Below are 26,836 nucleotides of genomic sequence, written 5' to 3'. Positions count from 1 at the left end.
CGTACAATCGCGCCCATGAATGCGAAATCCCCCTACACCATCAATGTACGGGTCCAGACCCGCTTTATCCCCGACCAATCCAGGCCCGACGACAACCGCTACGTCTTCGCCTATACCGTCACGCTGCGCAACGCGGGCCAGTTGCCGGCGCGCCTGATCACCCGCCACTGGGTGATCACCGATGCCAACGGCAAGGTGAACGAAGTGCGCGGCGACGGCGTGGTCGGCGAGCAGCCGTGGATCCGCCCGGGCGACGACTACGAATACACCTCCGGCGCGGTGCTGGAGACTGCGGTGGGCACGATGGTCGGCAGCTATCAGATGCTGGCCGACGACGGCACCGAATTCGACGCGCCGATCCCGACCTTCACGCTGTCGATCCCGCGCACCCTGCACTGATGGCGACCTATGCGATCGGCGACGTGCAGGGCTGCTTCCCCGAACTGCAGCGTCTGCTCGACAAGCTGCGCTTCGATCCGGCGCAGGACCGCCTGTGGTTCTGCGGCGACCTGGTCAATCGCGGCGGCCAGTCGCTGGAAACGCTGCGACTGATTCACGGACTGCGCGAATCGTGCGTGGTGACGCTGGGCAATCATGATCTGAGCCTGCTGGCAATCGCGCTGCGCAAGCCGGACGCGCAGGCGCGGGTCAATCCCGAGCTGCGCGAGGTGCTGTTCGCCGAGGACGCACCCGAGCTGTTCGAGTGGCTGCGTTCGCAGAAGCTGCTGCATCACGACGAGCGGCTCGGCTGGACCATGGTGCACGCCGGCCTGGCGCCGATGTGGACGCTGCGCCAGGCGCAGCGCGAGGCGCAGGAGGTCGAGCGCGAGCTGTCCAGCCCACGCTATCCGCGCCTGCTGAAGAACCTGTTCGGCAACCGTCCGGCCGGATGGTCCAGCCGCCTGCAGGGCGTCGAGCGCCTGCGCGCCTCGATCAACACGCTCACGCGCATGCGCTACTGCGATGTGCAGGGGCGCATCGATTTCGAGGGCAAGGGCGTGCCGGGCACACAGAAGCCCGGCATGTACCCATGGTTCGAAGTGCCCGGCATGCGAAGGCGCGAGACGCGCATCGTCTGCGGTCACTGGTCGACGCTGGGACGCTTTGCCGGCCTGGGCGTCTACGCCATCGACACCGGCTGCGTGTGGGGCGGCCAGCTCACCGCCCTGCAACTGGACGCGGAAGAGCCCGTTTACGTCACGGTGAATGCCGAGCCGCATCGCAAGCGGCCACCCGGCGGCGAAGACTGAGAGGCTGAGCCACGGCGGAACAAAAACGGGAGGCACGCCTCCCGTTTTTCACCGGCCGCGGCGCACCGCGGTCAGCTCAGCTGGCCGTGGCAGTGCTTGTACTTCTTACCGGAGCCGCAGGGACATGGATCATTGCGGCCAGCCTTGGGGCTGCCGGATGCGGCCAGCTGCGGCCGCGCCTCGTCGTCCGGTCTCGCCAACGGCGCGCCGCCGCCGGTCGCCAGCATCTGGCGCTGCAGGCGCTCGGCCATCCGCTGCTGCTCGGCTTCCATCGCGGCCACTTCGGCCTCGCTGCGCACGCGGATGCGCGCCAGCATCTGCACGATCTCGATCTTGATGCGGTCGAGCATGCTGGCGAACAGCTCGAAGGACTCGCGCTTGAACGCCTGCTTCGGATCCTGCTGGGCGTAGCCGCGCAGGTAGATGCCCTGGCGCATGTAATCCATGCTCGCCAGATGCTCCTTCCAGGCGTTGTCCACCACGGTGAGCATGATGTGCTTTTCCAGCTGGCGCATGGTCTCGGCGCCGATCTGCGCTTCCTTGGCCTGGAACAGGTCGGCCACCAGGCCGCGCACGTGCTCGAGGATGGCGTCGGCGTCGAGCTCATGCTGCTGCTCCACCCACGACTTGAGTTCGGCGCGCAGGCCGAATTCCGATTCCAGCTGGCGGTCGAGGCCGGCGATGTCCCACTGCTCGTCGATGCTGTCGGCCGGCACGTGCGCACGCACCATCTGCTCGACCACGTCCTCGCGGATGTCGACGATGGTGGCGGAGACGTCCTCGCCCTCCAGCAGCTCGTCGCGCTGCTTGTAGATCACCTTGCGCTGGTCGTTGGCGACGTCGTCGAACTCCAGCAGGTGCTTGCGGATGTCGAAGTTGTGCTGCTCGACCTTGCGCTGCGCCTTCTCGATCTGCCGGCTGACCATGCGGTCTTCCAGCGCATCGTCTTCCTTCATGCCGAACATGCGCATCCAGCGGCCGACCCAGTCGCCGGCGAAGATGCGCAGCAGGTTGTCCTCCAGCGACAGGTAGAAGCGCGAGGAGCCCGGATCGCCCTGGCGACCGGAGCGGCCGCGCAGCTGGTTGTCGATGCGGCGGGATTCATGGCGCTCGGTGCCGATGATGTGCAGGCCACCGGCCGCCAGCACCTGGTCGTGGCGCTTCTGCCAGTCGCTCTTCACGCGCTGGCGATCCAGCTCGCTGGCATCGGCCGGCAGGGCCGCCAGCGCCGCCTCGAGACTGCCGCCCAGCACGATATCGGTGCCGCGGCCGGCCATGTTGGTGGCGATGGTCACCGAGCCGGGCGCACCGGCCTGCGCCACGATGTGCGCCTCGCGCTCGTGCTGCTTGGCGTTGAGCACTTCGTGGGGGATCTTCTCCTGCTTGAGCAGGCCCGACAGCAGCTCGGACACCTCGATGGACGTGGTGCCGACCAGCACCGGCTGACCGCGCTTGTGGCAATCCTTGATGTCCTCGATCACCGCGCGGTACTTGGCCGCCTGCGCGAGGAAGACCATGTCCGGGTTGTCCTTGCGGATCATCGGCTTGTGGGTGGGGATCACCACCACCTCCAGGCCGTAGATGTGCTGGAACTCGTACGCCTCGGTGTCGGCCGTGCCGGTCATGCCGGCCAGCTTGGTGTACATGCGGAACAGGTTCTGGAACGTCACCGTGGCCAGCGTCTGGTTCTCGCGCTGGATCGGCACGCCTTCCTTCGCCTCGACCGCCTGATGCAGGCCATCCGACCAGCGCCGGCCGGCCAGGGTGCGGCCGGTGAACTCGTCGACGATGATCACCTCGCTGTCGCGCACGATGTAGTCCACGTCGCGCTGGTAGATCGCGTTGGCGCGCAGCGCGGCGTTCAGATGGTGCACCACCGCGAGGTTCTTGGAATCGTACAGGCCGCTGTCGGCCTCGATCACGCCCGCCTGGCGCAGCAGCTCGTCGGCGTGCGCCATGCCCTCTTCGGACAGGTGCACCTGCTTCTGCTTCTCGTCGACCCAGTAGTCGCCAGGACCGTCCTCCTTCTCCTGGCGCACCAGCCGCGGCACGATCTTGTTGACCGCGATGTACAGCTCCGGGGAATCCTCGGCCGGGCCGGAGATGATCAGCGGGGTGCGCGCCTCGTCGATCAGGATCGAGTCGACCTCGTCGACGATGGCGTAATGCAGGCCGCGCTGGTAGCGCTGGTCCTTCGACAGCGCCATGTTGTCGCGCAGATAGTCGAAGCCGAACTCGTTGTTGGTGCCATAGGTGATGTCGGCGGCATAGGCCGCGCTCTTGTCGGCGTGGTCCATGCCCGGGTAGACCACGCCCACGCTCAGGCCGAGAAAGTTGTACAGCTTGCCCATCTGGGCTGAGTCGCGGCGGGCGAGGTAATCGTTGACGGTGACGACGTGGACGCCCTTGCCTTCCAGCGCATTCAGATACACCGGCAGCGTGCCGACCAGGGTCTTGCCCTCGCCGGTGCGCATCTCGGCGATCTTGCCCATGTGCAGCACCATGCCGCCGATCAGCTGCACGTCGTACGGGCGCATGCCCAGCACGCGCTTGGCCGCCTCGCGCACCGTGGCGAAGGACTCCGGCAGCAGCTGGTCGAGCGTCTCGCCGGCGGCGAGGCGCTGCCTGAACTCGTCGGTCTTGCCGCGCAGGGCATCGTCGTCGAGCGCGGCGTATTCGGACTCCAGCGCGTTGATGCGGGCGACGGACTTGGAGAGCTGGCGCAGTACGCGTTCGTTACGGCTGCCAAAGAGGCTCGTCAGGGCACGATTGAACATCGATCATCCGGATACTGGAGACAGGAGAGCCCGCCAGCACACGGCCGGCCGGGCCAAATGCGCGATGATACTAGGGTCCGCCGGCTATCCCAAACGCATGAAAAGCCGCGAAGAACGACCGCGGCGCCTCAGCTCACCGCAACGCAGGAGGGGTGGCGACGCCGGCGGGAAGTTTCAAGAGCCGGGCGTTCCCCGGCGGGAGCAGGCGCGTTCAGCGGTGGCTGCGCACGTAGGCGAGCGGGTTGACCACGCGGCCCTTGTACCAGACCTCGAAATGCACGTGCGCGCCGGTGGAGCGGCCGGTGGAGCCGGCATCGGCAATCACGTCGCCCACCCGCACGCGCTGGCCCGGATGGGCGATCAGCTTGCTGTTGTGCGCATAGCGCGTCATGTAGCCGTTGCCGTGATCGATCTCGATCACGTCACCGTAGCCGCTGCGGATCCCCGCGAAGGTCACCATGCCCTCAGCCACCGCGTGCACCGGCGTACCCAGCGGGGTGGCGATGTCGATGCCGGTATGGCGCGCATTGCGACCACTGAACGGATCCGGGCGAGTGCCGAAGTAGGACGAGATGTAGCCGCCTTGCACGGGCATGCCGGTCGGTTTGAGGTTGGATTCGATGCGTGCGTCCATCAGCAGGCTCTGCAACGCGCTGAGCTGCGCCTGCTGGCCGTCGAACTGCGTCGCCAGCTGCTTGATGCTGGTGTCCAGATTCTGCGGCAGCGTGTAGGCCGAGCCCGTGGTGTCCTCGACCCCTCCCACCGGCGGCGCCTGGTCGAAATCGAATTCGCCATCGTCCAGCTTGCCCATTTGGGCCAGTCGCTCGCCGAGGGCGTTGAGCCGGGCCGATTGCGCCTGGAGCTGGCCAAGTTTCACGGCGAGCGCGTCGAGGTCGCGCTGGGCGTCGCGCCTGACGGCGCCGAGCATGATGTCCTGCGCCTTGATCTTCTGCTGCAGCTCGGAGATCTGCGAAAGCGCACGATCCCGCGGACTGGCCAATGCAAGCGCCACCGTCGCACCCAGCGCCATGCATCCGGTCACCGCCACCGTCGCCATCGCGGCGATCCGCCATCGCATGCGGCGACAGGCCAGATCAAGGGTCTTGGGCACCTTCTTGCTGCGGGACACGAGTATGATTTGCATGCTTTTCCACGTTGAAGAAGTCGGCACCATGCAGCGCGCCGCTCCACCCATCCCTCGCCGCTCCGGCCATGGGCTCAAGCCCCTCGCCGAATGCGGCGCATTCGCCCGGTTGGCCACGAAGGCCGCCGAACTGGATGCGCTGGACCGTGCCCTGCGCCAGACGCTGCCGACATCGCTGCGCGACCAGGTGCGTTTCGCACATGCACGCGGCGACCGCCTCGTCTTCCTGGCATCCTCCCCGGCCTGGGCTTCCCGCTTGCGCCTGATGCAGACGCAGCTTCTCGCCACCGCACGTGCCCTGGGCACGAGCGCCAGTTCAGTCACCGTGAAAGTGGCCCCCCAACCGCCGGCCGCAACGGAGCCGGATCGGTCAAAACCGCTTTCGCCTGCTGCAGCCGTACATCTCAAGGCGGCTGCAATGTCCGTCACAGACCCCGAGTTGCGGGCGCTGTTCCTGGAGCTGGCGTCCCTCGCCGAAACTGCTGATTGAGACCCCTGTCGACCGCATCCGGCAAAGCCCCTGCGGTCTCCCAACGGTACCTGTGGTACCGCCATTGCCGCCGGAAGCATCCGGCAAGGGTGGGTTTATAACACGGGGGCATGAGCCCATGACAAGCCCATGTGTCCGAGACGTGAAGCGATCGTGCTCGCCGGCGTGATCGCCGCCACGAAACAAAACGGCCACGCCGTGGGGCATGGCCGTCGAGTTTGCGGGGCTTGCGCTGCCCGGACCGGGGGATCAGATCGCCTGGGCCGGATGGGCGTAGGAGATCGGCGCGGTGGCCGGGTCGTCCTCGTAGACGACCTCTTCCCAGGCATCGGGCTGGGCGATCAGGGTGCGCAGGAGCTTGTTGTTGAGCTCGTGGCCGGACTTGTGTGCGTAGTAGGCGCCGACCAGGCTGTGGCCGAGCAGGTAGAGATCGCCGATTGCATCCAGGATCTTGTGCTTGACGAACTCGTCCTCGTAGCGGAGGCCGTCTTCGTTGAGTACGCGGTAATCGTCCAGCACCACGGCGTTGTCCATCGAGCCACCGAGCGCCAGGTTGTGTTCGCGCAGCATCTCGATGTCGCGCATGAAGCCGAACGTGCGCGCGCGGCTCACTTCCTTGACGAACGAGGTGGTGGAGAAATCGATCTCCGCCCGCGAGGTGCGCTTGTTGATGATCGGATGGTTGAACTCGATCGAGAAGCCCACCTTGAAGCCCTCGAACGGCTCGAAGCTGGCCCACTTGTCGCCTTCCTGCACCCTGACCGGCTTCTTGATGCGGATGAAGCGCTTGGCCACCGGCTGCTCCTCGATACCGGCCGACTGCAGCAGGAACACGAAGGGACCGGCGCTGCCGTCCATGATCGGCACTTCCGGCGCGGACAGGTCGACGTAGGCGTTGTCGATGCCCAGGCCCGCCATCGCCGAGAGCAGATGCTCGACCGTCGAGACGCGGACATCGCCGTTGACCAGGGTGGTGGACAGGCGCGTATCGCCCACGCAATCCGGACGCGCGTGGATGTCGACCGGCGGATCCAGATCGGTGCGACGAAACACGATGCCGGTATTGGGCGCTGCCGGTCGCAGGGTCATGTAGACCTTGTCGCCGGTGTGCAAGCCCACGCCGGTCGCGCGGATGATGTTCTTGAGCGTACGCTGCTTGATCATTTTCTAGGGTACCTGTGGACGGCAGCAGCCAGATTGGTCGGAGATGCTAACACAGTCTTAACCTCAGGCAATAGCAAACCGTACCGTACAGTCTTTAAGCCAGCCTTCATGCTGAAGCGACCTCCGAACCCGCCGGCCCTGGACAGCAAGCACCTTGGAATCATGGGTTTACGAAAACAACTAGCCTCATGCCCGGGGACGGGAATCCGGTCATGAGGCTTGCCACGGGTCATCCGGACACGCAGCTTTGCCAACGCCTTCACATTTGCGAGGGCATCGGCGAACGCGAACAGGGTCACGGACCGGACCCGAATCCCCCGCTTTGCCGCGCCGGCGTCACCGAAGGTGGTGAGACCGGTGCCGGGGCGGATGGTTCCGGCGCGCTCCCCGATACCCGCTCAGTCCGCCTGGCGACGCAGGAAGGCGGGGATGTCGAGATAGTCGAACCCCGACTCCGCCGCCTTGGTCGGCGCGCCATCATGACGGCTGGAGCTGACCACGTCCGGCTGGGCGTAGTCCACCACCTCGTTGCCGGTGCCGGTGCGCAGCACCACCGGACGCGGACGCTGGCGCATCTCCACCTGCTGGGTCGGCACCGGACGCACCGGCTGGCGCACGTTCGCGCGGTTGAGGCCGGTGGCCACCACCGTGACGCGCACGTCGTCCTGCATATCCGGGTCGAGCGAGGTGCCGATCACCACGGTGGCATCCTCGCTGGCGAAGTCGTGGACCACCCGACCGATCTCGTCGAACTCGCGCATGGTGAGGTTGGGGCCGGCGGTGACGTTGACCAGGATGCCGCAGGCGCCATTCAAATTGACGTCCTCCAGCAGCGGGTTGTTGATGGCCGCCTCGGCCGCCGCCTGCGCGCGGTCGTCGCCGCGGGCGGTGCCCGAGCCCATCATGGCCATGCCCATCTCGGACATCACGGTGCGCACGTCGGCGAAGTCGACGTTGATCAGGCCCGGGGCGGTGATCAGGTCGGCAATGCCTTGCACGGCGCCCTGCAGCACGTCGTTGGCGGCCTTGAACGCGTTCAGCAGGGTGACTTCGCGACCCAGCACCGACAGCAGCTTCTCGTTCGGCACGGTGATCAGCGAGTCGACGTGCTGGCTGAGGTCCTCGATCCCCTTGAGCGCCACCTGCATGCGACGGCGACCCTCGAACGGGAACGGCTTGGTCACCACCGCCACGGTGAGGATGCCCTTCTCCTTGGCCAGCTGCGCCACCACCGGCGCGGCGCCGGTGCCGGTGCCGCCGCCCATGCCGGCGGTGATGAACACCATGTCGGCGCCGTCGAGCATCTCCTCGATGCGCTCGCGGTCTTCCAGCGCGGCCTGGCGGCCGACCTCGGGGTTGGCGCCGGCGCCGAGGCCCTTGGTGACGTTGGCACCGAGCTGCAGGTGGGTACGCGAACCGCAGCTCTTCATGGCCTGCGCGTCGGTGTTGGCGACGACGAACTCGACGCCTTCGATGTTGGCATTGAGCATGTGCGCCACGGCGTTGCCGCCGCCGCCGCCCACGCCGATGACCTTGATGACTGCGTTGGGGGTCAATTTATCGATCAGTTCAAACATTTCCCGTCCTCCATAGAGCTTTAGTTGTCGTTGTAACCGCGGCGGATGACTCCTGTCGGGCCGTGGTGGTGGGCGTTTCCGTTCGCCCGTGGCAGCGCCTCCGGCACCGCCCAATGCAATCAGAAGTTTTTCTTGAACCAGCCACGCAGCCTGTCCAGCGGTCCGCCCATGCCGCCGCCCACCGGGCCGCCGTGCCGCACGCCACCGCTGCGTGCGCCGTGCAGCAGCAGGCCGACGCCGGTGGAATGCAGCGGGCTGGACATCACCTCGCCAAGCCCACTCACGTGCTGCGGCACGCCCACGCGCACCATCTTGTGGAACAGCTCCTCGGCCAGCTCCAGCGCGCCCTCCATGCGGGCGGCGCCGCCGGTGAGCACGATGCCGGCCGCGATCAGGCTGTCGTAGCCGGATCGGCGCAGCTCGTCCTGCACCATCTCGAAGATTTCCTCGTAGCGCGCCTGCACGCTCTGCGCGAGCGACTGGCGCGCCAGCCGGCGCGGCGGGCGATCGCCCACGCTGGGCACCTGGATGGTCTCGTCGGCGTGCGCGAACTGGGCCAGTGCGCAGGCGTACTTGATCTTGATCTCTTCGGCATGCGCGGTCGGCGTATGCACACCGTAGGCGATGTCGTTGGTGACCTGGTCGCCGCCCACCGGCAGCGACCTGGTGTAGCGGATCGCGCCCTGCGTGTAGATGGCGATGTCGGTGGTGCCCGCACCGATGTCGACCAGGCACACACCGAGCTCGCGCTCATCCTCGGTCAGCACCGACTTGGCGCTGGCCACGGCGGAAGGCACCAGCTCGTCCACCGACAGCCCGCAGCGCTGGATGCACTTGGTGATGTTCTGCACCGCGGCCGCCGCACCGGTGACCAGATGCACGGAGGCTTCCAGCCGCACGCCACTCATGCCCACCGGCGAGCGGATGCCGTCCTGGCCGTCGATGCGGTATTCCTGCGACTCCTTGTAGAGCACCTTGCGGTCGGCCGGGATCGCCACCGCGCTGGCCGCCTCCAGCACCTGGTCGAGATCGCCCGGGGTGACCTCGCGGTCGCGGATCGCCGCCGTGCCGTGCGAGTTGCGCGTTTCCAGGTGGCTGCCGGAGATCGAGGCGAACACCGAGCGGATGTCGCAGCCGGCCATCAGCTCGGCCTCTTCCACCGCGCGCTGGATCGAGTGCACGGTCGACTCGATGTCCACCACCGAACCGCGCTTGAGCCCGCGCGAGACGTGCGAGCCGATGCCGATCACCTCGATCGGCTCGCCCGGCTCGTACTCGCCGACGATCGCCACCACCTTGGAGGTGCCGACATCCAGGCCGACGACCAGTTGCTTGTCGTTGCGCGTCTTCATAGGCCGGGCTCAATGGGGCAATTCGTCGTCATGTGCGGGGCGCACCTGTCTGGTTGGCGGCGCCGGCGGCCGGCTGCCAGCGCACGGCGAAACCGTTGGTGTAGCGAAGGTCGGCATAGGCGAAGCCGGTGGCGTGGCCGGCGACCACTTGCGGATACACATCGAGGAAGCGGCGCAGCCGCCGGGCCGCCTGCTCGCGATCGCCCAGCACGATCTGCGCGCCGTCGGCCGTGCCCAGGCTCCAGCTGCCCCGCTCGGTGAGCGACACGCCGGTGATCTGCAGATGCGTGCCGCCGAACGCCTTGCGGGTGTCGGCGTAGAAGCTCACCACCTCGGCGAGTCGGTCGTCCGGTCCGTGCAGGCTGGGCAGGCTCGCATCGAGCTCGCTGGGCGGCACGTCGAACACCTGCCCCTGGCGGCTGATCAGCTGCCTGTCGTTCCAGCGCGCGAACGGCTGGCGCTCGTGGATGCGCAGCAGCAGGGTGTCCGGCCAGCGCTTGCTGGCCTCCACCGACTCCACCCACGGCAGCGCGGCGACCGCCTTCTGCACCGCGCCGAGATCGAGCGCGAAGAAGCCGCCCCCCAGCCGCGGACGCACCACGTCGCGGATCTGCTCGGCCTTCACGTGATGGAACTCCGCCTGCACGGTGAGCCGGGTGACCGGCCAGCGATCGGCCGCGAACCAGCCGCGCAGCACGCCGACGACCGGCAACACCACCAGGGCGATGGCCAGGCACCAGGCGACGAGGCGGATGCCGCCCTTCATTCGGCTTCTCCTTTGTCGCGGGACTCGGGGCTCGGCTCTTCAAGGCTCGTCTCCAGCACGCGCCAGCACAATTTCTCGTAGGAGATGCCTGCGGCGGCGGCGGCCTTGGGCACCAGCGAGTGCGAGGTCATGCCGGGTGCCGTGTTCACTTCCAGCAGCCAGTTGCGGCCGGCGCGGTCGCGCATCACGTCGACCCGACCCCAGCCGCTGCAGCCGAGCGCGTCGAAGGCCTGCAGCGACAGCGCGCGCAGTTCGGCCTCGGCATCGCCCTGCAGTCCCGGGCAGATGTAGCGGGTGTCCTCGGCGACGTACTTGGCGTTGTAGTCGTAGAAGGCCCCTTGCGGGACGATGTGGATCGACGGCAGCACCTCGCGGCCGAGCACGGCCACGGTCAGCTCGTCGCCCTCGATCAGGGTTTCCATCAGCAGGTCGCCGGGATACCGGGCCGCCAGCTCGACCGCCGCGTCCAGGTCCTGCTCCTCGAACACGCGGGTCACGCCCACGCTGGAGCCCTCGCAGGCCGGCTTCACGATCAGCGGAAAGCCGATCTCGCGCGCGGCGGCGTGCACAGCCTGCCCCGAACCTGCTCCGGGATCGGCGCCGCGCGGCAGCGCCGCGAACCGCGGCGTCGGCAGGCCCAGCGACTGCCACACGCGCTTGGAGCGCGTCTTGTCCATCGACAGCGCCGAGCCGAGCACGCCCGAGCCGGTGTACGGCACGTTGAGCGATTCCAGCGCGCCCTGCAGCACGCCGTCCTCGCCACCGCCATGCTGGCCGTGCAGGATGTTGAACACGCGCGCGAAATGACCGGCGCGCAGCGCGTCCAGCAGCGCCGGGATGCCGTCGATGCCGTGCGCATCGACGCCGAGCGTCTTGAGCGCGGCGAGCACGTTGCGGCCGGAGTCCAGCGACACCTCGCGCTCGGCCGAGCTGCCGCCCATCACCACGGCGACGCGTCCGAACTGGGCGGGATCGTTGATCTTGTTCATCACTTGTGGGTCCTCAGGCTGCCCGGCCGGGCCAGCTCCAGCGCCGCGGCGCCGATGTCGCCGGCGCCCAGCAGCAGCAGCAGGTCGCCGTCGCGCAGCAGGGTCGGCAGGGTGTCCTTGAAATCGCGCGGATGCTCCACCAGCACCGGATCGACCTTGCCGCGGGCGCGCACGGCGCGCGCCAGCGCGCGGCCGTCGGCGCCGGCGATCGGTGCCTCGCCGGCCGGGTAGACCTCGGTCAGCAGCAGCACGTCGGCTTCCGCCAGCACGTTGGCGAAATCGTCGAGCAGGTCGCGCGTGCGGCTGTAGCGGTGCGGCTGGAAGGCCACCACCAGGCGGCGCTCCGGCCAGCCGCCGCGGGCGGCGGCGAACACCGCGGCCAGTTCGCGCGGGTGATGGCCGTAGTCGTCGATCAGCAGCGCGCAGCCGCCGTGCTCCAGCGCCAGCTCGCCGCGCGCGTGGAAGCGACGGCCGACGCCCTGGAACCCGGCCAGCGCGCGGCCGATGGCTTCGGCCTCCACGCCCAGCTGCCAGCCGATCGCGGCAGCCGCCAGCGCGTTGAGCACGTTGTGCCTGCCGGGCAGGTTGAGCTGCACCGGCAGCGCCTCGGCGCGGCCCGGCAGCACCAGGTCGAAGTGCATAGTGAAGCCGCGCTGCGTCACGTTGACGGCGCGCACGTCGGCGTCGCTGCGCTCGATGCCGTAGGTCATGATGCGGCGCGAGGTGTCGCGCGCCAGCGCGGCCACTTCCGCGTCGTCCACGCACAGCACCGCCAGGCCGTAGAACGGCAGGCGATGCAGAAAGTCGGAGAATGCCTTCTTCACTTCGGCGAAATCGCCGTGGTAGTTCTCCAGGTGGTCGGCGTCGATGTTGGTGATCGCGGCGATCACCGGCGACAGCAGCAGGAACGAGCCGTCCGACTCGTCCGCCTCGGCCACCAGGTACTGCCCGGTGCCCAGGCGCGCGTTGGCGCCGGCCGCGTTGAGCTGGCCGCCGATGACGAAGGTCGGGTCGTAGTTGGCCTCGGCCAGCACGCTGGCGACCAGGCTGGTGGTGGTGGTCTTGCCGTGCGTGCCGGCGATCGCGATGCCGCGGCGAAAGCGCATCAGCTCGCCCAGCATCTCGGCGCGCGGGATCACCGGAATGCGCGCCGCGCGCGCGGCCACCAGCTCCGGGTTGTCGACGCGGATCGCGCTGGAGGTGACCACCACGTCGGCATCGCCCACGTGCGCGGCCTCGTGGCCGATGCGCACCTCGATCCCCAGCCCGGCCAGGCGCTGCGCCGTGGCGGAATTCGACCGGTCCGAGCCGGACACGGCGTAGCCGAGGTTGTGCAGCACCTCGGCGATGCCGCTCATGCCGACGCCGCCGATGCCGATGAAGTGCACCCGGCGAAAGGTGCTCATCAGGTCTTCGTGCTGCAGCAGGCGGCGCGGCGTCATGCGGCCACCTCCAGACAGGCGCGGGCGATGGATTGCGCCGCATCGGGCCTGGCCAGACTGCGCGCGGCACCCGCCATCGCCACGAGCCGCGGGCGGTCGGCGAGCAGGGCGCTCAGGCGGCTCGCGAGTTGCTGTGCGTCCAGTGCGTTTTCCTTGATCAGTTCGGCGGCGCCAACGGCGACCAGCGCCTCGGCGTTGCGGGTCTGGTGGTCGTCGACCGCGTGCGGGTACGGCACCAGCAGCGCGCCGAGTCCCGCCGCGGTCAGCTCGGCCAGGGTGAGCGCCCCCGCGCGGCAGACGGCGAGGTCGGCCTCGCCGTACGCGGTGGCCATGTCGTCGATGAAGGGCACCACGTCGGCCGCCACACCGGCTTCGGCATAGGCTCGGCGCGCCTCAGCGATACCGCGCTTGCCGCACTGGTGCAGCACCTGCGGGCGCTGATCCACCGGCATCGCGGCGAGCGCCTTGGGTACGATGAGGTTGAGCGCGCGGGCACCCAGGCTGCCGCCGAGCACCAGCAGGCGCGCGGGGCGGCTGCGCGTGGTCATGCGCTCGGTCGGCGCCGGCAGCGCGGCGATCGACGCGCGCACCGGATTGCCCACCCACGTGGCGTTCGGCAGCGCGCCATCGAAGCCGGTCAGCACCCGGTGGGCGAACCCGGCGAGCTTGCGGTTGGTGTAGCCGGCCAGCGAATTCTGTTCGTGCACCAGCAGCGGCGTGCCGGTGAGCCGCGCAGCGAGGCCGCCGGGACCGGCCACATAGCCGCCCATCGACAGCACGCTGCGCGGACGCAGCCGGCGCAGCACGGCGAGCGAGGCGAGCAGCGCGCGCGCCAGCATCAGCGGGGCGCCGAGGCGCGTCCTCCAGCCCTTGCCGCGCAGGCCGCCGACCGGCACCGCGTGCAGTTCGATGCCGTGGGCCGGCACCACCTGGGTTTCCATGCCGCCGCGCGCACCCAGCCACGCCACCGGCACGCCCTGCGCGCGCAGTACGTCGGCCACGGCCAGGCCGGGAAAGATGTGGCCACCGGTACCGCCGGCCATGATCAGCACGGGGCGCGTCGTGGCACTCATGCGGCCTCCGCCTCGCGCTCGCGCGCGGCCGGGGCCGCGTTTGCGTCGCGCACCGCCAGCGCCGGCATGCGCGTGGCCATCTGGCGCGCGTCGCGGGCGCGGTTGATTTCGTAGGTGGCGCGCAGCAGCACGCCGGCCATCGCACAGGTGAACAGCACCGATGAACCGCCCGAGCTGATCAGCGGCAGCGTGAGCCCCTTGGTCGGCAGCGCGCCGAGGTTCACGCCGATCGACACCATCGCCTGCAGGCCGATCATCATCGAGATGCCGAATGCCACGTAGCCGGCAAAACGCTGGTTCACCTCGATCCCCCGCAGACCCTGGATGAAACCGCGCGCCACCACCAGCGTGAACAGCGCGATCACCGCGATCACGCCGGCCAGCCCCAGCTCCTCGCCGATCACCGCGAGGATGAAATCGGTGTGCGCCTCGGGCAGGTAGGAGAGCTTCAGCACGCTGGAGCCGAGGCCGACGCCGGTCCATTCGCCGCGACCGATCGCCATCAGCGACTGGGTCAGCTGGAAGCCGTCGTTGAACGGATCCTTCCACGGGTCCATGAACGAGGTGAGCCGCTTCATGCGGTAGCTCTCGCTGGTGGCGGCGATCGCCAGCAGCGGCATCAGCGGCAGGCCCATGATGAACAGGAACACCGGCCGCGCGCCGCCCAGCCACACCATGCCGATGGTGATCGCGATCACCAGCGTGGCCGAGCCGAAGTCCGGCTGGGCCAGCAGCAGCAGCACGATCACGCCTGCCACGATCACCGGCCGCAGCAGGCCCCAGAAGGTGTTCTCCACGCTGTCGCGGTAGCGCACCAGGAAGCTCGCCACGTACACCACGAGAATCAGCTTTACCGCCTCCACTGGCTGGAAGCTGATCACCACCAGGTTGAGCCAGCGCCGTGCGCCGTTGATGCGCATGCCGAAGTGCGGCACGAACACCGCCAGCAGCATCAGGCCCGCGGCGAGCAGCAGCGGCACGGAGTATTTCTCCAGCAGCTTCAGCTCCACCCGCATGGCGAAACCGGCCAGGGTGATGCCGAGCGCGAGATAGAACAGGTGCTTCTTGAGGTAGTAGAACGCGCCGATGTGCTGGCTGTCGGCCACCGCGATGGAGCTGGAGGCGACCATCACCACGCCCATGCTGGCCAGTCCGACGAGGCCGAGCAGCAGCGGCAGGTCGTAGCTGCCGCGCGGCCCCTGCCGCTTCACCGCCTGGCTGGTCCCGAAGCCGAACATCAGCGCACCTTCAACGTGGCAAGGCCGATCAGCACCAGCACCACGCTGATGATCCAGAAGCGCACGATCACGCGCGGCTCGGGCCAGCCCTTGAGTTCGAAGTGGTGGTGGATCGGCGCCATCCGGAAGATGCGCCTACCGGTGAGCTTGAAGCTCGCCACCTGCATCATCACCGACACGGTTTCCATCACGAACACGCCACCCATCACCAGCAGCACGATCTCCTGGCGCACGATCACCGCGATCGCCGCCAGCGCCGCACCGATCGCCAGCGCGCCGACGTCGCCCATGAACACCTGCGCCGGATACGTGTTGAACCACAGGAAGCCCAGCCCCGCGCCGGCCAGCGCGCCGCAGTAGATCGACAGCTCGCCCGCGCCGGGAATCGAGGGAATGCCCAGGTATTCGGAGAACACCTTGTTGCCGGCCAGGTAGGCGAACATGCCCAGCGCACCGGACACCAGCACGGTCGGCATGATCGCCAGGCCGTCGAGACCGTCGGTGAGGTTCACCGCGTTGGAGAAGCCCACGATCATGAAGTAGGCCAGCACCACGAACAGCGCGCCGAGCGGAATGGCCACCTGCTTGAACAGCGGCACGTACAGCGCGGTTTCCGCCGGCAGCTGCGCGGTGTGGAACAGGAACCAGGCGGCGATCAGGCCGAACACCGACTGCCAGAAATACTTCCAGCGCGAGGCCAGGCCGCGGCTGTCGCGCAGCACGATCTTGCAGTAGTCGTCGTAGAAGCCGATCGCCCCGAAGCCCAGCGTCACCGCCAGCACCACCCACACGTAGCGGTTGTGCAGGTCGGCCCACAGCACCGTGGCGATCACCACCGACAGCAGGATCATCACGCCGCCCATGGTCGGCGTGCCGGCCTTGGCCAGATGTGTCTGCGGGCCGTCGCTGCGCACCACCTGCCCCGCCTTGAGCTGGGCCAGCCTGCGGATTACCGCCGGACCGAACAGCAGCGACATCGCCAGCGCGGTGAGCGCCGCCATGATGGTGCGGAAGGTGATGTACTGGAACAGGTGCACGGCGGTGAAGTGCCGGGCCAGCCAGTCGGCCAGTTCAAGCAGCATGGGGCGCGCCTCCGCGGTCGGTTTGGGGGCGCAAGGCCGAGACCACCTGGTCCATGCCCGCCGATCGCGAGCCCTTCACCAGGCAGGTGACGCCGTCGTGCAGCAACGGCTGCAGCGCGGCAACGAGCGCTTCCTTGCCGTCGAAATGCGCCGCGCCCTCGCCGAAGGCCTCGACCGCGGCCGCGCTCAGCGGGCCGACCGCGAGCAGCCGGTCGATGCCGCGCGCCTTCGCGTGGGCGCCGATGCCGGCGTGCAGGGCGCGGGCATTGGCGCCCAGTTCCGCCATGTCCCCCAGCACCAGCACCAGCACCCGCTCGCCCGACGCCAGCGCCAAGGTATCGATGGCTGCCGTGACCGAGCCGGGATTGGCGTTGTAGCTGTCGTCGATCAGGGTCCAGCCGGCGGGCATGGGTTCCACCTGCAGGCGGCCGGCGACGCCGTCGGCCTGCTCGAGGCCTGCCACGACGGTCGCCAGCGGCACCTCCAGCGCGAGCGCGATGGCCGTGGCGGCCAGCGCATTGGCGACGTTGTGGCGGCCGGCCAGCGGCAGCGCGATCGCGGCGTCGCCCTGCGGCGTCCGCAGCACGAAGCGCGAGCCGTCGACGCGCTGCTCGAGGATGTCCGCCGTGACCTCGGCTGGCTGCTCCAGGGCGTAGCGCAGCACGCGGCGCGAGCCGGCCAGCCCGGCGAAGAACGGCGCGAACGCGTCGTCGGCGTTGATGATCGCCACGCCGTCGGCGGGCAGTGCCTGGTACAGCGCACCCTTGGTTTCGGCCACGCCTTCGATGCTGCCCATGCGCTCCAGGTGCGCCGGCGCGATGCAGGTGATCACGCCCACGTCGGGGCGCGCGATGCCGGCGAGGTAGGCGATGTCGCCGGGCTTGCCGGCGCCCATCTCCAGCACCGCGAATTGCGCATCCTGCGGCATCGCCAGCAGGGTCAGCGGCAGGCCCAGCTCGTTGTTGTAGTTGCCGGCGTTGACGTGGGTGCGGCCGTGGCGCGCGAGGATCGACGCGGTGAGCGTCTTCACCGTGGTCTTGCCGTTGGATCCGGTGATGCCGACCACGCGCACGTCGCGCTGCGCGCGCACCGCGCTGGCCAGGTCACCCAGCGCCGCGGCGGCGTCGTTCACCAGCAACTGCGGGACGGCGAGGTCGAGCCGGCGCGTGACCATCGCCGCCACGGCGCCGCGGGCGATCGCCTCGGCGACGTAGTCGTGACCGTCCACCCGCTCGCCGGGCAGCGCCACGAACAGGTCGCCGGCCTTGAGCCTGCGGGTGTCGATCGCCACGCCCTGCACGGCCACGTCGTCGCCGATCCGCGTTGCGTGGGTCCACAGGGCGATGGTGTTGAGCGACATCATGCGCAGGCTTCCAGTGCGGCGCGCGCCACCGCCATGTCGTCGAACGGACGCTTGCCGTGGGCGCCTTCCTGGTAGGTCTCGTGGCCCTTGCCGGCGATCAGCAGCACGTCGCCGGGGCGGGCCAGCGACAGCGCCAGCCGGATCGCCGCCTCGCGGTCGCGCAGCACGCGCGCGCGCGCCGGGTCGGCGAAGCCGGCCACGATCTGCGCCACGATGGCGTCGCCGTCTTCGCCGCGCGGGTTGTCGTCGGTGACGATGGCGAGGTCGGCCAGGCGCTCGGCGATCGCGCCCATCTGCGGGCGCTTGCCGGCATCGCGCTCGCCGCCGCAGCCGAACACGCACAGCAGCCGTCCGGCGCAGTGCGGGCGCAGCGCGGCGAGCGCCTGCTCCAGCGCGTCGGGCGTGTGCGCGTAGTCGATCACCACCAGCGGCTGGCGCAGGCCGTCGCCGAGGCGGTTCATGCGGCCGTTGACCGGCGAGAGCGATTCCACCGCGGCCACGACCGGCTCGAACGACTCGCCCAGCGCGCCCAGGCAGGCCACCACGGTGAGCAGGTTGGCCACGTTGAAGCGTCCCAGCAGCGGGCTGCGGATCGCGCGCGAACCCCACGGCGTGCGCAGCCGGAACGCCAGCCCCTCGCCGGAGGTGACGATGCCGGTGGCGGCCACCTCGGCGTCCGCGTGGCCGGCCGCGCTCACCCGCAGCCGGCGCAGCGTGGCAGGCAACCGCCCGGCCAGCACGGCGCCGAAGGCGTCGTCGATGTTCACCACCGCCGCCTGCAGTCCCGGCCAGGTGAACAGGCGCGCCTTGGCCGCGCCGTAGGCCTCCATGCTGCCGTGGTAGTCGAGGTGGTCGCGGGTGAGGTTGGTGAAGGCGGCGACTTCGAAATCGACCGCGTTGACCCGTCCCTGCACCAGCGCGTGCGAGGAGACTTCCATCGCCACGTGGCTGACGCCGGCGTCGCGGAACGCCGCCAGCTGCGCCTGCACGCTGATCGCGTCCGGCGTGGTGCGCTCGCCTTCGCGCAACCGGCCCACCAGCCCGGCGCCCAGCGTGCCGATGCTGGCGGCGCGATGGCCGAGGCAATCCAGCGCCTGCGCCAGCAACTGCACGGTGGAGGTCTTGCCGTTGGTGCCGGTGACGCCGAGCACGCGCAGCTCCTGCGTGGGGTGGCGGTGAAAGCGCGCGGCGATCTCGCCGACGTGCTCGGCCAGCGCGTCGATCCACACCACCGGCACGCCGAGTGCGGGCGCATCGAGCGGTGCCGGCGCGTCCGCGATCACCGCCACCGCCCCGCTCGCCACCGCGTCGGCGGCGAAGGCGATGCCATGCCGGCGGGTGCCGCGCAGGGCGACGAAGGCAACCCCGGGACGCACGTCGCGCGAGTCGAGCGAGAGGCCGGAAACGACGATGCCGCCGAGCGCGGCGGTGTCGGCCAGGCCCAGCAGCAGGCGGTCGAGACGCGATCCGGTCATGGCGTCGCCCGGTCCACGGGCGCCTCCTCGATGTTCGGCGCGTCCGGCGGCTTGCTGCCGATCAGCCCGTTCTTGCCCTGCATCGGGCCGCCCACGTACCAGCGGCCGATGTTGTCCGGCGGGATGTCGAGCAGGCGCAGCGCGCCGTCCATCACCTTGGCGAACACCGGACCGGAGACGAGGCCGCCGTAATAGCTGCCCTTGCGCGGGTTGTCGATGACCACCGCCGCGGCCAGACGCGGATGGCTGGCCGGCACCAGGCCGGCGAAGGCGGCGCCGTAGGCATCCTTGGCGTAACCGCCGGCCTGCGCCTTGTGCGCGGTGCCGGTCTTGGCCGCCACCGAATAGTTGGCGATCCACGCCCACGGCGCGGCGGTGCCACCGGGCTGGGTGGTGGTCTCCATCATGTCGACGATCTCGCGCGCGATCCGCGGATCGATCACCGCGGTGGCTTCGGTCTGCCCGTCCTTGATGAAGGTCGGGGTGTGCAGCACACCGCCGTCGCCGAGCGCCGCATAGGCGGTCGCCAACTGCAGCGCGGTGGCGTTCAGGCCGTAGCCGTAGCCGAGGATCGCCTTCTCCAGCGGGCGCCAGTCGCGCCCGATGCGCAGCCGCCCCGACGCCTCGCCCGGAAAACCGCTCTGGGTGGAGTTGCCGAAGCCGAACGCACGATAGGTGTCGTACATGAGCCCGGTGTCGAGCTGCATGGCGATGTGCGCCGCACCCACGTTGCTCGACTTGGTGATCACGCCGGTGGGCGTGAGCACGCCGTAATCGTGCGTGTCATGGATGTCGTGGCCGCCAAAGAACCAGTGCCCGCCGGTGGTGTCGATGGTCGGGCTGGTGGGGGTGAACTTGCCGCTGGAGAGTGCCGCCGCCATCAGGATCGGCTTGATGGTGGAGCCGGGCTCGAATACGTCGGTGACGGCGCGGTTGCGCCGCGCCGAGGCCGCACTGCTGCCCACAGCGTTCGGGTTGTAGGTGGGGATGTTGACCATCGCCAGCACCTCGCCCGTCTTCACGTCGAGGATCACCATGGTGCCGGAGTCGGCCGCGGACTTTTCCACCGCCGCCTTCAGCTCGCTGTAGGCGAGGAACTGGATGCGCCGGTCGATGCTCAGCGTGAGGCTCTTGCCCGGCTTGGGCTCGCGCACCTGCTCGACGTCCTCGACGATGTGGCCCTTGTTGTCGCGGATCACCCGCTTCCTGCCGGGCTGGCCGGACAGCCAGTCGTCGAACGCCAGCTCCAGGCCTTCCTGGCCGTGGTCGTCGATGTTGGTGAAGCCCAGCACGTGCGCGGTGACTTCGCCGGACGGGTAGTAGCGGCGGAACTCGCGCTGCCCGTTGATGCCCGGGATGCCGAGATCCAGCACCACCTGGGCGTCCTCCGGGCTCATCTGGCGCTTGAGGTAGGTGAATTCGCGGCCGGCGCGCTGCTCGAGGTACTCGCGCAGTTGGTCCGGCTGTGCGCCCAGCGCGGCGGCGAGCTGCGGCAGCTGGTCGTCGTTCGCCAGCACCTGCGCGGGCACCGCGGTGATCGACACCATCGGCGTGGACACCGCCAACGGCTCGCCGTTGCGATCGAAGATGGTGCCGCGCGATACCGCGATCGGCACCTCGCGCAGGAAGCGCGCATCGCCCTGCGCCTGGTAGAACTCCTTGCGCACCACCTGCACGTCGAACGCACGCGCGACCAGCCCCAGCGACGCCAGGCCCAGCAGCACGACCACCACCGCCAGGCGGCGGCGCGGGCTGGGGCCGGCCGCATGGCGTCGCCCCGGCTGCATCGGCGTGACCTTGCGCGGCCGGCTCATCGACGCACCAGTTGGATCTCGGCCGGCTCCGGCGCCACCATGCCGAGCTTGGTGCGCGCTTCCTGGTCGATGCGCCGCGGCTCGGCCCAGGTGGCCTGCTCCAGTTCGAGCCGGCCGTACTCCACATTGAGATCGTCACGCTGGTTCTGCAGGCTGGTGAGCTGCACGAACAGCACGCGGCTCTCGTGGCGCGTCCACACCACGCCGAGCGCGGTGATCAGCACCAGGCAGAGCAGGCCGAGGAGGGCGATGGCGCCGAAGATCCTCATGCGAGCTTCTCCGCCACCCGCAGCACCGCCGAGCGCGAACGCGGGTTGGCCGCCTGCTCCGCATCGGAGGGGAACTGCGCCTTGCCTACCGGCACCAGCCGTGCCGGCGCCGCCGCCACCGGCGGGCCGCGCCGGCTGCCCTGGGTGCGCCCGGAATGGTCGCGGATGAACAGCTTGACCGCGCGATCCTCCAGCGAATGGAAACTGATGACGGACAGGCGCCCGCCCACCTTCAGCCGCTCCAGCGCCGCGTCGAGCCCGCGCTGCAGCGATTCCAGCTCGCCATTCACGCGGATGCGCAAGGCCTGGAAGCTGCGCGTGGCCGGATGCTTGCCCGGCTCGCGGCGCCCGGCCACGCGCTCGATCAGCGCGGCGAGCTGGCCGGTGCGGGTGAATGGGCTGGCCTCGCGGTCGGCGACGATGGCGCGGGCGATGCGGCGGGCGTGGCGCTCCTCGCCGAACTGCCACAGCACGTCGGCGATCTCGCGCTCGTCGGCGCGGGCCAGGAACTCCGCCGCGCTTTCGCCCCGGGTGGTATCCATGCGCATGTCCAGCGGCGCATCGGCCATGAAGCTGAAACCGCGCGCCGCCTCGTCCAGCTGCGGCGAGGACACGCCCAGGTCGAGCAGGACGCCGTCCAGCCCCGCGGCGGTCTCGTCCCACTCGGCGAGGCTGGAGAAATTGGCGTGGCGGATGGCCACGCGCGGGTCATCGGCGAACGCGGCCTGTGCGGCGGCGATCGCCTGCGGGTCGCGGTCCATCAGCAGCAGGCGGCCATCGGGGCCCAGGCGCGACAGCACCGCGCGGGCGTGACCGCCGCGTCCAAACGTGCCATCCAGATAGCGCCCGCCCGCTTTCACGGCGAGACCCTCCACAGCTTCGCCCAGCATCACCGGAATGTGCTGCAGCGGCGCCGAGCCTGAATTGGTATTCCGGCTCTGGGCCATGCCGCACTCCGCTCCCGTCCCGCACTTTGTCGCCGCGCCGCGTGAAAACTCAGAGGCGCAGACCGGCCATGTCACTGGTGATGTCGTCTTCGCCGATGGTCTGGCGAATCTTGGCCAGATGCGCCTGCTCGCTCCACAGCTCGAACTTGTTGCCCATGCCCAGCAGCACCGCCCGCTTCTCGATGCCCGTGGTGCCCCGCTGGCTGGCCGGCAGCAGGATGCGCGCCGCGCTGTCCGGCTCGACCACCGTCGCCGCGCCCACCAGCTTCATCTGCATGTTGCGATGGGCCGTCTTCACGCTGGACAGCGCATTGACCTCGTCGCGCACCCGCTCCCACTCCGCGTACGGGAACAGCCACAAACAGCCGTGCTCGAACGGGTTGTAGGTGATCACCAGACGATTGCCGCAGGCGCCCGTCACCAGCTCCCGATACATGGTCGGGATGGCCAGGCGGCCCTTGTCGTCCACGGTGATGGCGGTTTCGCCCTGGAACACAGCTCAGTGACTCCACTAAAACCCACGATTTCACACCGAAACCCACGATAGTCTCGCCCCCTGAGACTGTCAAGGGAATTTCTTTTGTGAATCAAGGAGTAAAGACAAAGAGGTGACGACAATTCACCCCTTACGTGAGGAAGCCAGGCAAGGCGCTTGAATGAAAGGGGTTTTTGTCTCTTCCCGAGGCCCGGCCTTGTGCGCCAAAGCGGCGGCAGGACGTGAACCGGCATTCAGCCGCCGGCGTTCCCACGAAAAACCCCGGGCGGTGACCCGCCCGGGGTGGCGAAAGGTGGAGTCGGCCTGTAAGCCGGGTTCTGTACGCCTTGCGGCGCGACAGTCATTCCTCTCGGCCAGGCGTCGCCGCCTGGCTCCAGCGACCTACCCGGGAACAACGCGGGCCGCGTTATCGTTCCCCTATTTGGTCTTGCTCCGAGTGGGGTTTACCGTGCCGTACGGCGTTGGCCCCGTACGCGGTGCGCTCTTACCGCACCCTTTCACCCTTGCCACGCACATCCGGAAGATGCCGTTCGGCGGTCTGCTCTCTGTTGCACTGGCCGTCGGCTCACGCCGCCCAGGAGTTACCTGGCACTCTGCCCTGTGGAGCCCGGACTTTCCTCGATGCACTTGCGTGCGACGCGACTGTCCGGCCGACTCCATCGACAAGTCTAGTAGGAGCGCACCCTGTGCGCGAATGCTTTTGGCCTTGATGGTGCGCGATGCTTTTGGCCTTGATGGTGCGCGAATGCTTTTGGCCTTGATCTTTTCGTAGAGCAGGAGCATTCGCGCACAGGGTGCGCTCCTACGCTTCGTAGAGAAGCTTGCGCGGCGCGCCGCTGATCGCCGCGGCCAGCTTCGCCGCCCTGGCCGGCGGCAGTTCCTCGCGCAGGATCGCAAACACCCGCTGCCCCTCGGCCAGCCGGGCATCGACCTCCTCGCCGCGCCCGGCCACCAGCAGCACGCACTCGCCGCGCTGCTGGTCCGGATCGGCCGCGACGCGCACCGCCAGGTCGTCGAGCGGCTCGCCGATCACTGTCTCGAACAGCTTGGTCAGCTCGCGCGCCAGCACGGCCTCGCGAGCGCCGCCGAAGATGTCGCGCATGTCGGCCAGGCTCTCCGCCACCCGATGCGAGGACTCGTAGAAGATCAGCGTGCGCGGATCCCCGGCCAGCTCCTGCAATCGCGCACGTCGCGCCGCCGACCTGGGCGGAAGAAAACCCTCGAACACGAAACGGTCGCTCGGCAGCCCGGCCACCGACAGCGCGGCGATCGCCGCGCAGGCGCCAGGCACCGGAACACAGCGCACGCCTGCCGCGCGCGCGGCACGCACCAGCCGGAACCCGGGATCGCTGATCAGCGGCGTGCCCGCGTCCGAGATCAGCGCCACCGACTCGCCGTCCCGCATGCGCTGTACCAGCGCATCCACCACCTCACGCTCGTTGTGTTCGTGCAGCGCCAGCAGCGGCGTGTCGATGCCGTGGTGCAGCAGCAGCGGGCGGCTGTGGCGCGTGTCTTCGGCCGCGATCGCCGCCACCTGGCGCAGCGTCTGCACGGCACGGGCGGTGAAGTCGTCGCGATGGCCGATCGGCGTGGCAACCACCCACAACGAACCGGGTTGAACGGAGGGCATCGGAAAATCCTTGCGGCGGCGGTGCGGCGGATCGATCGTCTATCATCGCGCAGTCCGACCATTCCGATCACGACATGCCTCGACTCAAGGGACTCTCCATGCGCCTGTACCGCGCCGCCGGCCTCGCCCTGCTGATCAGCTTCGCGCTCGCTGCCTGCGTGCCCACGGCCACCCGCCGCTCGCCCGCGGAAATCAGCGCGATGCAGCACGCCGACGCATTGCGCCGGCAGGGCCAGTTCGAGCAGGCGGCGCAGGCCTACCTCGCGCTGGCATCCGCCAACGCCGCGCACGCGGACAGCTACCGCCTGAACGCCGCCGAGACCTACCGCCAGGAGGGCGAACTCGATCGCGCCGCCGGCGTGCTGGCCGACGTGCGTCGCGCGCGGCTGGCCGACGACGAGCCGGTACGGCTGGATCTGCTGCGCGCCGAGATCGCCCTGCACCACGGCGATCCGCGCACCGCGCTCGCACTCACCACCCAGCCCGGCCTGCACGTGCCGCCTGCACTGCAGTTGCGCCTGCTCGAACTGCGCGCCCGCGCGCTCGACGCCAGCGGCGATCCGTGGGGTGCCGCGCGCACCCGCGTGCAGATGGACGTCGATCTCAGCGGGCTGGACCGCACGCAGAACCAGCGCCAGATCCTCGACCTGCTCGGTCGCCTGGGCGTGGCCGAACTGCAGCGGCGGGCCAGCGCCATGACCCGCGCCGACCGCATGCTGCCGTGGGTCAACGAGGCGCTGTCGCAGCAGGGCATCACCGTGGCCAACCCGCAGCCGGAGTTGAACCAGCCGGTGGGCACCATGCTGCCGGGCGCGGACGCCAACGTGCGCGAGGGCTACCGCATGCCCAGCCGGATCGCGCTGCTGCTGCCGGACACACGCGATTTCGCCAGGGCCACCTCGTCGATCCGCGAAGGCTTCTTCGCCGCCTATGCCGATGCCAGCCGCACCCACGCACCGCGCGCGGCGCTGCGCGTGTACGACAGCGGGGGCAGTGCCGACGGCGCGATCAAGGCCTACCGGCAGGCGGTGCAGGACGGCGCCCAACTGGTGATCGGGCCGCTGACCCGCGCCGAAGTGAGCGCGGTGATCGGCCAGAACCCGCTGCCGGTGCCGGTGCTGGCACTCAATCATCCCGACGACAAGGCGATGCCCGCGGCCAACGTGACCGAGTTCGGCCTGCTGCCGGAAACCGAAGGCGCCCAGGCCGCCGACCACCTGATCGAGCGCGGCCCGCACACGGCGTACGTGATCATCTCCCGCGACGATTTCGCGCAGCGCGCCGCGGACGCGTTCAAGGCCGAACTGATCGCCCGCGGCGGCCAGGTCGCCGCCCAGGCCAGCCTGCCGCCGGGTGGCGTGAACTTCGGCAACACCATCGCCGGCATGGACATCGCCGCCGACGATCCGGACGCGGCGGTGTTCATCAGCATGCGACCGGAGCAGGCGCGTCTGCTGGTGCCACAACTGCGCATCAGGCGGATCGCCCTGCCGGTGTTCGCCACCTCGCACATCTATGCCGGCAGCGACGACGCCGGCGACGACCGCGACCTGGACGGCGTGGAGTTCTGCGATGCGCCGTGGCTGTTCGATGCGCAGCCTGGCCTGCCGCCGCACGCGGGCATGGCCGCCCTGCTGCCCGCCGCCAGCGGCAGCGCGGCGCGCCTGTTCGCCTTCGGCATGGATGCGTGGAACCTCGCGCCCTACCTGGAGTGGCTGCGCGACCATCCCGGCAGCTACCTCCCCGGCGCCACCGGCCAGCTCACCGCCGACCAGTTCGGCCACGTGCGGCGCGTCATGGTGTGGGCGCGCTTCAGCGACGGCGTGGCCCGCCCGCTCACCGGCAGCCTGCAGCTGGACGACACGCCCTCGGCCGCGCCCCCGGCCGCGCTGCCCGTCGACAGCGTGCCCGCCCCGCCCACCGGCACGAGCGGCGGCACGCCCTGATGCGGGCCGCCGGCGCGAGCTTCGAGGAGCGCGCCCGGCGCGAACTCGAACGCCACGGCCTGCGCCTGCTGGCGCAGAACTACACCACCCGCCACGGCGAGCTGGACCTGGTGATGCGCGAGGGCGAATCCATCGTGTTCGTGGAAGTGCGCCAGCGTGGCGCGCGCGGCCACGGCAGCGCCGCCGCCTCGATCACCCGCAGCAAGCGCGACAAGCTGCTGCGCACCGCCTCGCTGTGGCTGGCCGCGCATCCGCAGCACGCCCAGCGCGCCTGCCGCTTCGACGTGGTCAGCTACGACGGCCTCGGCGACGCCGCAAGGATGCACTGGCTGCGCGGCGCCTTCGAGGCGGAATGACCGCGCCAACCGTCGACGACCTCGCAAGGAAAACCACATGACCGCACGGAAGATCGCCACGCTGCTCGTCACCCTGCTGCTGCTCGCCGCCTGCAGCCGTCGGGCGATGCTCGACCGCTTCGCACCGCACCCGCAGACCGAGCGCGCCCGCGCCATGATCGACACCTGCTGCGGCGCCGCCGGCTGACGGTCGAGC

The 26,836-nt window shown here is 69.5% G+C and carries 24 protein-coding genes and 1 other RNA gene; 6 read left to right on the top strand and 19 right to left on the bottom strand.

Translation table 11 applies throughout. The features are described from left to right. The first annotated feature begins 15 nt into the window (after nt 1-15). Together apaG and ACO2Q2_RS06750 are read left to right on the top strand one after the other, a co-directional pair. Nucleotides 16-399, top strand: a complete 384-nt coding sequence (apaG, locus tag ACO2Q2_RS06755; RefSeq protein WP_423254993.1) for a Co2+/Mg2+ efflux protein ApaG — start codon at nt 16-18, stop codon at nt 397-399. After that, nucleotides 399-1,250, top strand: a complete 852-nt coding sequence (locus tag ACO2Q2_RS06750) for a symmetrical bis(5'-nucleosyl)-tetraphosphatase (RefSeq protein ID WP_423254992.1) — start codon at nt 399-401, stop codon at nt 1,248-1,250. The genes apaG and ACO2Q2_RS06750 overlap by 1 nt, the downstream gene beginning before the upstream one ends. A gap of 71 nt (nt 1,251-1,321) precedes the next feature. On the opposite strand, the gene secA is transcribed toward ACO2Q2_RS06750, so the two are convergent. Both secA and ACO2Q2_RS06740 read right to left on the bottom strand, forming a co-directional pair. Continuing rightward, nucleotides 1,322-4,027 (bottom strand): preprotein translocase subunit SecA, encoded by a 2,706-nt coding sequence (gene secA, locus ACO2Q2_RS06745; RefSeq protein WP_423254991.1) that lies wholly within the window; start codon nt 4,025-4,027, stop codon nt 1,322-1,324. A gap of 211 nt (nt 4,028-4,238) precedes the next feature. Continuing rightward, the gene (locus ACO2Q2_RS06740) at nt 4,239-5,171 is read right to left on the bottom strand and encodes a M23 family metallopeptidase (protein WP_423254990.1); all 933 of its coding nucleotides are present in this window, start codon (nt 5,169-5,171) and stop codon (nt 4,239-4,241) included. A gap of 28 nt (nt 5,172-5,199) precedes the next feature. Here ACO2Q2_RS06740 and ACO2Q2_RS06735 point away from each other — a divergent pair, with 28 nt between their 5' ends. Beyond that, nucleotides 5,200-5,661, top strand: coding sequence for a DciA family protein (locus tag ACO2Q2_RS06735; RefSeq protein ID WP_423255081.1), 462 nt, complete (start codon nt 5,200-5,202; stop codon nt 5,659-5,661). A gap of 249 nt (nt 5,662-5,910) precedes the next feature. On the opposite strand, the gene lpxC is transcribed toward ACO2Q2_RS06735, so the two are convergent. From lpxC to rsmI, 17 genes are all read right to left on the bottom strand, one after another. Next, nucleotides 5,911-6,825, bottom strand: coding sequence for a UDP-3-O-acyl-N-acetylglucosamine deacetylase (lpxC, locus tag ACO2Q2_RS06730; RefSeq protein ID WP_423254989.1), 915 nt, complete (start codon nt 6,823-6,825; stop codon nt 5,911-5,913). 398 nt (nt 6,826-7,223) lie between these two features. After that, nucleotides 7,224-8,402: a cell division protein FtsZ gene (gene ftsZ / locus ACO2Q2_RS06725; RefSeq protein WP_423254988.1), complete on the bottom strand. Its 1,179-nt coding sequence runs from the start codon at nt 8,400-8,402 to the stop codon at nt 7,224-7,226. Between the two features lie 119 nt (nt 8,403-8,521). Beyond that, nucleotides 8,522-9,754, bottom strand: coding sequence for a cell division protein FtsA (ftsA, locus tag ACO2Q2_RS06720; protein ID WP_423254987.1), 1,233 nt, complete (start codon nt 9,752-9,754; stop codon nt 8,522-8,524). A 28-nt stretch (nt 9,755-9,782) separates the two neighbouring features. Beyond that, on the bottom strand, nt 9,783-10,520 hold the full coding sequence (locus tag ACO2Q2_RS06715; protein ID WP_423254986.1) for a cell division protein FtsQ/DivIB: 738 nt from the start codon (nt 10,518-10,520) through the stop codon (nt 9,783-9,785). Continuing rightward, nucleotides 10,517-11,509 (bottom strand): D-alanine--D-alanine ligase, encoded by a 993-nt coding sequence (locus ACO2Q2_RS06710; RefSeq protein ID WP_423254985.1) that lies wholly within the window; start codon nt 11,507-11,509, stop codon nt 10,517-10,519. The genes ACO2Q2_RS06715 and ACO2Q2_RS06710 overlap by 4 nt, the downstream gene beginning before the upstream one ends. After that, complete coding sequence (gene murC / locus ACO2Q2_RS06705) at nt 11,509-12,951, bottom strand: UDP-N-acetylmuramate--L-alanine ligase (protein ID WP_423254984.1); 1,443 nt, start codon at nt 12,949-12,951, stop codon at nt 11,509-11,511. The genes ACO2Q2_RS06710 and murC overlap by 1 nt, the downstream gene beginning before the upstream one ends. Next, nucleotides 12,948-14,024: an undecaprenyldiphospho-muramoylpentapeptide beta-N-acetylglucosaminyltransferase gene (gene murG, locus ACO2Q2_RS06700; RefSeq protein ID WP_423254983.1), complete on the bottom strand. Its 1,077-nt coding sequence runs from the start codon at nt 14,022-14,024 to the stop codon at nt 12,948-12,950. The genes murC and murG overlap by 4 nt, the downstream gene beginning before the upstream one ends. After that, nucleotides 14,021-15,262, bottom strand: coding sequence for a putative lipid II flippase FtsW (gene ftsW / locus ACO2Q2_RS06695; RefSeq protein ID WP_423254982.1), 1,242 nt, complete (start codon nt 15,260-15,262; stop codon nt 14,021-14,023). Before ftsW ends, murG begins: the two co-directional genes overlap by 4 nt. Further along, on the bottom strand, nt 15,262-16,344 hold the full coding sequence (mraY, locus tag ACO2Q2_RS06690; RefSeq protein ID WP_423254981.1) for a phospho-N-acetylmuramoyl-pentapeptide-transferase: 1,083 nt from the start codon (nt 16,342-16,344) through the stop codon (nt 15,262-15,264). Before mraY ends, ftsW begins: the two co-directional genes overlap by 1 nt. After that, the gene (locus tag ACO2Q2_RS06685) at nt 16,334-17,707 is read right to left on the bottom strand and encodes a UDP-N-acetylmuramoyl-tripeptide--D-alanyl-D-alanine ligase (protein ID WP_423254980.1); all 1,374 of its coding nucleotides are present in this window, start codon (nt 17,705-17,707) and stop codon (nt 16,334-16,336) included. The genes mraY and ACO2Q2_RS06685 overlap by 11 nt, the downstream gene beginning before the upstream one ends. Beyond that, nucleotides 17,704-19,182 carry a UDP-N-acetylmuramoyl-L-alanyl-D-glutamate--2,6-diaminopimelate ligase gene (locus tag ACO2Q2_RS06680; protein WP_423254979.1) on the bottom strand — a complete coding sequence of 493 codons (1,479 nt, stop codon included), beginning with the start codon at nt 19,180-19,182 and terminating at the stop codon, nt 17,704-17,706. The genes ACO2Q2_RS06685 and ACO2Q2_RS06680 overlap by 4 nt, the downstream gene beginning before the upstream one ends. Next, nucleotides 19,179-20,996, bottom strand: coding sequence for a peptidoglycan D,D-transpeptidase FtsI family protein (locus ACO2Q2_RS06675; protein ID WP_423254978.1), 1,818 nt, complete (start codon nt 20,994-20,996; stop codon nt 19,179-19,181). The genes ACO2Q2_RS06680 and ACO2Q2_RS06675 overlap by 4 nt, the downstream gene beginning before the upstream one ends. After that, complete coding sequence (gene ftsL / locus ACO2Q2_RS06670; protein WP_423254977.1) at nt 20,993-21,265, bottom strand: cell division protein FtsL; 273 nt, start codon at nt 21,263-21,265, stop codon at nt 20,993-20,995. The genes ACO2Q2_RS06675 and ftsL overlap by 4 nt, the downstream gene beginning before the upstream one ends. Next, on the bottom strand, nt 21,262-22,212 hold the full coding sequence (gene rsmH / locus ACO2Q2_RS06665) for a 16S rRNA (cytosine(1402)-N(4))-methyltransferase RsmH (RefSeq protein ID WP_423254976.1): 951 nt from the start codon (nt 22,210-22,212) through the stop codon (nt 21,262-21,264). Before rsmH ends, ftsL begins: the two co-directional genes overlap by 4 nt. A gap of 49 nt (nt 22,213-22,261) precedes the next feature. Continuing rightward, nucleotides 22,262-22,708, bottom strand: coding sequence for a division/cell wall cluster transcriptional repressor MraZ (gene mraZ, locus ACO2Q2_RS06660; protein WP_423254975.1), 447 nt, complete (start codon nt 22,706-22,708; stop codon nt 22,262-22,264). 290 nt (nt 22,709-22,998) lie between these two features. Continuing rightward, nucleotides 22,999-23,366, bottom strand: an RNA gene (gene rnpB / locus ACO2Q2_RS06655) — RNase P RNA component class A. 144 nt (nt 23,367-23,510) lie between these two features. Further along, on the bottom strand, nt 23,511-24,338 hold the full coding sequence (gene rsmI, locus ACO2Q2_RS06650) for a 16S rRNA (cytidine(1402)-2'-O)-methyltransferase (protein WP_423254974.1): 828 nt from the start codon (nt 24,336-24,338) through the stop codon (nt 23,511-23,513). Between the two features lie 74 nt (nt 24,339-24,412). Between rsmI and ACO2Q2_RS06645 the strand changes: the two genes are divergently transcribed. The 3 genes from ACO2Q2_RS06645 to ACO2Q2_RS06635 are packed head-to-tail and all read left to right on the top strand — an operon-like array spanning nt 24,413 to nt 26,827. After that, complete coding sequence (locus ACO2Q2_RS06645; RefSeq protein WP_423254973.1) at nt 24,413-26,284, top strand: penicillin-binding protein activator; 1,872 nt, start codon at nt 24,413-24,415, stop codon at nt 26,282-26,284. Beyond that, entirely contained in the window at nt 26,284-26,640 is a 357-nt protein-coding gene (locus ACO2Q2_RS06640; RefSeq protein ID WP_423254972.1) for a YraN family protein, read from the top strand. The genes ACO2Q2_RS06645 and ACO2Q2_RS06640 overlap by 1 nt, the downstream gene beginning before the upstream one ends. 37 nt (nt 26,641-26,677) lie before the next feature. Beyond that, entirely contained in the window at nt 26,678-26,827 is a 150-nt protein-coding gene (locus tag ACO2Q2_RS06635) for a hypothetical protein (protein WP_423254971.1), read from the top strand. Nucleotides 26,828-26,836: the final 9 nt, after the last annotated feature.

Source organism: Dyella sp. KRB-257, assembly GCF_049445995.1.
In the GTDB taxonomy this organism is placed as follows: Bacteria; Pseudomonadota; Gammaproteobacteria; order Xanthomonadales; family Rhodanobacteraceae; genus Dyella_A.
Note: the sequence above shows the minus strand (reverse complement) of the source record. Positions and strands in the feature narration are given on the sequence as shown.